This is a genomic window from Streptomyces phaeochromogenes, assembly GCF_001418655.1.
GTDB classification, from domain to species: domain Bacteria; phylum Actinomycetota; class Actinomycetes; order Streptomycetales; family Streptomycetaceae; genus Streptomyces; species Streptomyces phaeochromogenes.
This window is the reverse complement of the sequence record NZ_LIQZ01000205.1, coordinates 1-6,414: the sequence shown is the minus strand read 5'-3', so window position 1 is coordinate 6,414 and position 6,414 is coordinate 1. Positions and strand designations below refer to the sequence as shown.

Sequence of the window (6,414 nt, the reverse complement as noted above, 5' to 3'; positions counted from 1 at the left end):
ACCCTGCCCTCCCCCCAGCCCGGTCACGGGAACTCGTACGCCTCCACCTCCGCGAGGTACCGCGCCCTCCGCTCCTCGTCGTGGTCGAGGAAGGACGCCACGAACGAGTTGCGGGCGAGGTCGCGCAGGCGGTCGGGGGACAGCCCCAACGCCTCGCGGACGGCGAGGAAGTTGTCCCCGACGTACCCACCGAAGTACGCGGGATCATCGGAGTTGACCGTGCACAACAGCCCCGCGTCGAGCATCGCGGGCAGCGGATGGTCCTCCAGGACGTCCACGGCCCGGAGCCGGACGTTGGACAGCGGACACAACGTCAACGGCACCCGCTCCCGCACGAGCCGAGCCACCAGCTCAGGATCCTCCATGCACCGCAGCCCGTGATCGATCCGCTCGACCCCGAGCACGTCGAGCGCCTCGGTGATGTAGGAGGGCGGCCCCTCCTCCCCCGCGTGGGCGACCCGCCGCAGCCCGAGCGCGGCAGCGGCCTCGTACACCTCACGGAACTTCACGGGCGGATGCCCGACCTCGGCGGAGTCGAGCCCGACGCCGACGATCCGGCCGAGGTACGGCTTCGCGGCCTGCAGCGTCTCCATCGCGGACTCGGCGGACTCGTCCCGCAGGAAGCACATGATCAGCTGGGTGGAGACCCCGTGCACGGCCTCGCTCCGGTCGAGCGCCCGTCCGAGCCCCTCCACGACGGTCCCGATCCCGACGCCCCGGGAGATGTGCGCCTGCGGATCGAAGAAGATCTCCGCGTGCCGCACACCCTGCGCGGCGGCCCGCGCGAGATACGCGTCGGCGAGGTCGGCGAAGTCGTCCTCGGTCCGCAGCACGGCCATGAGCTCGTAGTACAGGTTCAGGAACGACTGCAGATCCGAGAACTGATACGCCTTGCGGAGATCGTCGGTGTCCGCGTAGGGCAGCGGAACACCGTTGCGCGCGGCGAGCGCGAAGGCCAGCTCGGGCTCCAGGGTGCCTTCGATGTGGAGGTGCAGTTCGGCTTTCGGGATGGACATCAGGGCATCGTACGGCCGTTTCATCTGCGCTTCGGTACCGGCACCCGGAGCAGATCGTGCGCCACCGTCAGCTCCCCCTCGAAGCCGGCGGCCCGCGCCTGCCGCTCGAACTCGTCGGGTTCGGAGTACCGCTGGCTGAAGTGCGTGAGCACCAGGTGCCGTACACCCGCGTCCCGGGCCACCGCCCCGGCCTGACCTGCCGTCAGATGCCCGTGGTCGACGGCGAGTTGCATGTCCCCGTCCAGGAACGTCGACTCGATGACGAGCATGTCGCAGCCCTCCGCGAGCGCGTACACCCCGTCGCACAGCCGGGTGTCCATGACGAACGCGAACCGCTGCCCGCGCCGCACCTCGCTGACCTCGTCGAGCGACACGTCCCCCAGCGCGCCCTCCCGCTGGATCCGCCCCACGTCCACACCGCCGATCCCGTACGAGGCGAGCCGCTCGGGCAGCATCCGCCGCCCGTCGGGCTCGACGAGCCGGTAGCCGTACGACTCGACGGGGTGGGAGAGCTTGTGGGCCTCCAGCACGTACGACTTCGTGGACGCGAGGACGCCGTCGGAGTCGACCGGCGCCTCGGTGAGCGGGACCGTCTCGCGGTAGGCGGTCGAGTACCGCAGCCGGTCGTAGAACCGCTGCCCGGAGCGCGGGAAGTGGGCGGTGATCTCGTGCGGCACCCGGTCGAGGTTGATCCGCTGGATCACTCCGGCGAGGCCGAGGGAGTGGTCGCCGTGGAAGTGCGTGACGCAGATCCGGTGGAGGTCGTGCGCGGCGACCCCGGCGCGCAGCATCTGCCGCTGCGTGCCCTCGCCGGGGTCGAAGAGGATGCCCTCGCCGTCCCAGCGCAGCAGATAGCCGTTGTGGTTGCGGTGCCGGGTGGGCACCTGGCTGGCGGTGCCGAGGACCACCAATTCGCGTACGGACACGTCGAGTTACCCGAGTTTCCCGTGGGCCGCGGCTAGCCCGGCGGCCACTGCATGCCACGGCCGCCCAGCACATGGGCGTGCGCGTGGAAGACGGTCTGCCCCGCCCCGCTGCCGGTGTTGAAGACGATGCGGTAGCTGTCGAGCTTCTCGTCGGCGGCGACCTCTCCCGCCTCGCGCACGACATCGGCGAGGATCGCCGGCTCGGCGACCGCGAGGGAGACGGCGTCCGGGTGGTGGACCTTCGGGATCACCAGGACGTGGGTGGGTGCCTGCGGGTTGATGTCCCGGAAGGCGACGGTCGTTTCGGTCTCACGGACGACGGTCGCCGGGATCTTCCCACCGACGATCTTGCAGAACAGACAGTCGTCCTGCGCTTCCCCTGCCATGCGGCCTCCTCACGCTGGATGATCGTTGCCCCGGCATGGTACCGAGGGCCCCACACACACGTGCCCCCTAAGGCGCGCGGGCAACTCCACCACCAGCCCCCGCGCACCCGCACCCGCACCCGACGAACCCGAGTGGCCTACGAACCCGGCAACAGCGGAGCCGTCCTCGCCGGGTTCTCCGTGAGCGCCGCCAGCGCGATACGAATCGCCTCGTCGAGCTGCACATCACGCCCGGCCGCGTAGTCCTGCGGCGCCTGGACCACCTCGACGTCCGGGTCGACGCCGTGGTTCTCCACACCCCACTCGTAACCCTCAAGCCAGAACGCGTACTTGGGCTGGGTGACGAGCGTGCCGTCGACGAGGCGGTACCGGCTGTCGATCCCGACAACACCACCCCACGTACGCGTACCGACGACGGGCCCGATACCGAGGGCCTTGATCGCGGCGTTCACGATGTCGCCGTCCGAGCCGGAGAACTCGTTGGCGACGGCGACGACGGGCCCGCGCGGCGCGTCCTCCGGATAGCTGGTGGGCCGCATGCCGCGCGCGAGGTCCCAGCCGACGATGCGCCGGGCGAGCTTCTCGACGACCAGCTGGGAGGTGTGGCCGCCGCGGTTCTCGCGGACGTCCACGACGAGGCCCTCGCGGGCGACCTCGATCCGCAGGTCGCGGTGGATCTGGGCCCAGCCGGGCGCCTGCATGTCGGGCACGTGCAGATAGCCGAGCCGGCCGCCGGACTTCTCGTGGACGTAGGCGCGCCGGTCGGCGACCCACGCGTGGTAGCGCAGCGGTTCCTCATCGGAGATCGGTACGACGACGGCGTGCCGCGGATCGCCGCCGCCCGCGGGCGAGACGGTCAGCTCGACGGCCTTCCCGGCCGTGCCGACGAGCAGCGGTCCCGGGCCGGTCACCGGGTCGACGGGCCGTCCGGAGACGGCCACGATCGCGTCCCCGGCGCGCACGGCGACCCCGGGCGCGGCGAGCGGCGACTGCGCGTCCGGGTCGGAGGTCTCGGACGGCAGGATGCGGTCGATGCGCCACTGCGGCGAGCCCTGCGGCCCGTCCTCGTGGCGGGAGATGTCGGCCCCGAGCAGCCCCTGCCGCTCGCCGCCGCCGTATCCGCCGCGCGGCATGACGTACGCGTGCGAGGTGCCGAGTTCGCCCTGCACCTCCCACAGCAGGTCGACCAGGTCGTCGTGGGTGGCGACCCGTTCGAGCACGGGCCGGTACCGGTCCAGTACGCCGTCCCAGTCGGTGCCGCCCAGGTCGGGCCGCCAGAAGTTGTCGCGCATGAGGCGGCCGGTCTCGTCGTACATCTGCCGCCACTCGGCGGCCGGGTCGACGGTCTGGCGGATGCGCGAGAGGTCGACGGTGATGTTGGTGTCGCTCTCGTCGTCGTTCGAGGCGCGCCGGTCGCTCGGTACGACCTTGAGCTTGCTGTCGGTCCAGAGCAGGATCCGCTTGCCGTCGCCGGTGACCATGAAGCCGTCGGCGTCCGAGGCGAGATGCTCCATGCGCTGCTGGACGAGGTCGTAGCGCTCCAGGTCGGTCTTCGGGTCCGGGTCGTCCGGGGTGGCGCGGGAGGCGCCGAGCACGCCCCGCACGGGGTGCCGCAGCCACAGCAGCCCGTCCTTGGCGGCCTTCAGCCCGGAGTAGCGCGCGGCCTCGACGGGGAACGGCACGATGCGGTCGCCGAGCCCTTCGAGGTCGATGCGCGTCGCCGGGGAGCCCTCGCTGTCGGGCGTCTCGTCCTTGTCGGGCGCCTCGAAGGGCCGGCCGTGCCGCTGCGGCCCGAAGGGCGAGGGGGTGGTCGCGGCGAGGGTGATGAGATGCGGCCGCGAGCCCCCGACGAAGGCCAGGTCGAAGACGTGCTCGTCGTAGACGGGGTCGAAGGACCGCGCGGACAGGAAGGCCAGATGCTTCCCGTCGAGCGTGAACGCGGGCGCGTAGTCCCGGAATCGCAGCGGCGTCGCCTCGGTCACGGACAGGTCCGCGGTGTTGGCGAGCTTGAGCTGGCGCAGGGGCCGCGGGCCGGGGTGCGACCAGGCGAGCCAGGCCGAGTCGGGCGAGAAGGCGAGCCCGGAGACCTCGCCGTCCTCGCTGCGGTCGACCTCCCGTACCTCGCCGGTCTCCCGCTCGACGAGCAGGACGCGTCCGTCGTGCGAGGCGACCGCGGCACGGCTGCCGTCGGGCGCCACCGCGAGCCCGAGCACCCGCCCGAGCTGCCCGGCGGCGAGCCGTCGCGGGGTGGCCCCGGGCGCGACCCCGGTGGCGGGCGCGAACTCAAGAGCGTCATCGCCCTCGGCGTCCGTCACCCACACCACGTGCTCCTCGCCGTCCGCGCGGAAGGTGCGCGGCAGCCGGGCCCGTACGCCCTGTTCGGCGGCGAGCGCGCGGGCCGGGCCCGAGCGGTGGGTGACCCAGTGGACGGCTCCGCGCACGGCGACCGCGCTGCCGCGTCCGGTGTGGTCGGGCGCGGCGGCACCGAACCAGCGGGCCGCGCTCACGGGATGCGGCTGCAGATCGACGCGCTGCCCTCCGAGCCGGATGTCGAGCCTTCGCGGCTCGGCCCCGTCGAGGTCGTCGAGGATCCACAGTTCACCGGCGGACGCGTACACGACGCGGTCCCCGTCGGTGGAGGCATGCCGAGCGTAGAACCCGTCAACTCCCGTATGCCGCCGCAGATCCGATCCATCGGCGAGGGAGGAGTAAACGGCCCCCACGCCTTCGTGATCGGACAGAAAAACGACTCGCTCCCCCACCCAGGAGGGGTACTCCAGATTCCCGTCCAGGTCGGCGTGCAGCCGTACGAACTCGCCGGCCTCCCCCGCCTCCCCGTCGCCTGCCCGGTCGATCCACAGCTTGCCGGCCGTGCCGCCCCGGTACCGCTTCCACCAGGCGGCCTCACGGCCCATGGGCGCGGACAGCAGGAGTGTGCCGGCGTCGCCCTGGGCCACATCGCCGACGGGCCCGTACGGGAGGGTGGTTGCCGGGCCCCCGTCGAGCGGGATGGCCCGGGCCCAGCTGCGGCGCAGGCTCGCCTGCCCCTGGGTGCTGAGTGCGAGGACCTCGCCCTCCGGGGTCCAGCCGCGCACCTGGGTCTTCCAACTCCCCCAGTACGTAAGGCGTTTGGTGGAACCGCCGTCGACGGGGGCGATATGCACCTCGGGTGCCCCGTCGCGGGTGGAGGTCCAGGCGACGGTCGTTCCGTCCGGGGAGATGCGGGGATGGTTCACCGGGACGTTGTCGGCGCTGACCCGCCAGGCACGGCCGCCGTCGAGCGGGGCGACCCAGACGTCGTCCTCGGCGGTGAAGGCGATCAACTCGCCGTGCAGATGCGGATACCGGAGATACGGGGCAGATGCGGCGGATGCAGTCTGTGTCACCCGATCACCCTATGCAGCGGTCCTGTCCGCGACCAGAGCTTTCGATCACTTGCCCTGGAAGCACGAGCAGGTGGGGTGCGGGTACTCGGTGACGGTCCTGGTGACGGTGACGGTCGCCCCGGGCTGCCCGGGCGGCGGGGTCGTCCTGTGGTCGACGGGCGGTGTCCACGGGTTGACCGTGCTCGGGGTGCCCGCCCGGCAGTTCCCGAGCACGTCCACCCGGAACCACTCCTTGCCGCCCACCCTGGCTGTCAGGTCACCCCGGACGCAGGTCCCGTTGATCTCCTGCGTCACCTTGCCCTTGATGGTGATCTCGCGCCCGTCCTGCTCCTCCCCGACACAGTCGACGGTCGCGACGCTGCGCACGCCGGCCGAACTCCCGGCGGTCTGCCCGTTGTCCCCGTCGTCCCCGTACGAGGCGGTGCAGCTGAGCCACTGGACGTCGACGCCCTGCTTCTCCAGCTCGCGGGTTCCCGTCTGGTCGGTCGTGATCGCCACCGCGGCGGCGCTGATTCCGTTGCCGGGTTCACACGCGACCGCGCCGAACACGGCCACGATGGCGACGCCGGCCGCGACCGGTCCGCGACGCCCGCCCATCCGACCCCGTAAACGCCTCAATACCCCCATAGACGGCAGCGTGCCACCCCCGAGCAAACCTCGATAGACCGCATGCAGCCAGGATTTTCGCCCCCGCCGCCCC

The 6,414-nt window shown here is 71.9% G+C and carries 5 protein-coding genes; all 5 read right to left on the bottom strand.

Features of this window, described 5'->3' with window-relative positions; all coding sequences use genetic code 11:
• Positions 1–23: 23 nt before the first annotated feature.
• Positions 24–1,016 carry an adenosine deaminase gene (locus AOK17_RS26735; RefSeq protein WP_055615108.1) on the bottom strand — a complete coding sequence of 331 codons (993 nt, stop codon included), beginning with the start codon at positions 1,014–1,016 and terminating at the stop codon, positions 24–26.
• A gap of 20 nt (positions 1,017–1,036) precedes the next feature.
• A complete protein-coding gene (locus tag AOK17_RS26730; protein WP_055615107.1) occupies positions 1,037–1,942 on the bottom strand; it encodes a ribonuclease Z in 906 nt (301 codons plus the stop codon).
• Positions 1,943–1,974: 32 nt separating this feature from the next.
• On the bottom strand, positions 1,975–2,328 hold the full coding sequence (locus AOK17_RS26725) for a histidine triad nucleotide-binding protein (protein ID WP_055615106.1): 354 nt from the start codon (positions 2,326–2,328) through the stop codon (positions 1,975–1,977).
• A 137-nt stretch (positions 2,329–2,465) separates the two neighbouring features.
• Positions 2,466–5,714: a S41 family peptidase gene (locus AOK17_RS26720; RefSeq protein ID WP_055615105.1), complete on the bottom strand. Its 3,249-nt coding sequence runs from the start codon at positions 5,712–5,714 to the stop codon at positions 2,466–2,468.
• Positions 5,715–5,759: 45 nt separating this feature from the next.
• Positions 5,760–6,311: a hypothetical protein gene (locus tag AOK17_RS26715; RefSeq protein WP_055615104.1), complete on the bottom strand. Its 552-nt coding sequence runs from the start codon at positions 6,309–6,311 to the stop codon at positions 5,760–5,762.
• Positions 6,312–6,414 lie beyond the last annotated feature (103 nt).